Here is a 695-nt window from a genome sequence, read left to right as displayed (position 1 = left end):
GCCGACAGTGTGGCGTGGTGATGCAGGAGGGTGTCATCTTCTCGGAGAGCATCGGGCGCAACATAGCTGTGGATGATGCAGAGATAGATGAAGACCGTTTGATGAGAGCAGCTGAGATAGCTTGCATCAAGGATTATGTGATGGCCTTGCCGCTGAAGTTCAACACCAAGATAGGGCGTGATGGTGTGGGACTGAGCCAGGGACAGAAGCAGCGCATCCTGATAGCAAGGGCGGTTTATAAGAATCCTGACTATATCTTCCTGGACGAGGCCACCAACTCGCTAGATGCCAACAACGAGCGTAATATCGTGGAAAACCTGGATAAGTTCTATCAAGGCAAGACGGTTGTGATAGTTGCTCATCGCCTGAGTACGGTAAAGAATGCCGACCAAATCGTAGTCCTCAACCAGGGAAAGGTGGTTGAGATTGGCAACCATGAATCTTTGACCGCTAAGCGAGGGGCATATTATAACCTTGTGAAGAATCAGTTGGAACTGGGAAACTAAAATGCGTTTGATATGGAATAAAATCGCCAGCGAAGCAGTAGTAAAGCTTCGCTGGCGATTTCTCAGTATATAATCTTACTCAATCATATTCTTGAGTATCCATTTCCTGAAGAATGGGTCTTCTATTTCATATCTGTCACTTCGGATGATGTAGCCTTTCTTGCTTAAACGCAATAGGGCACTGGTCAT

At 46.8% G+C, this 695-nt stretch carries 1 protein-coding gene; it reads left to right on the top strand.

All coding sequences use genetic code 11. From position 1 onward, the window contains the following. The coding region (locus DW830_RS15565; protein ID WP_147487294.1) for an ABC transporter ATP-binding protein at positions 1-506 on the top strand (506 nt) is incomplete at its 5' end. Between the last annotated feature and the right edge of the window lie 189 nt (positions 507-695).

It is taken from the genome of Prevotella sp. AM34-19LB (genome assembly GCF_003468525.1).
In the GTDB taxonomy this organism is placed as follows: Bacteria; Bacteroidota; Bacteroidia; order Bacteroidales; family Bacteroidaceae; genus Prevotella.
Note: the sequence above shows the minus strand (reverse complement) of the source record. Positions and strands in the feature narration are given on the sequence as shown.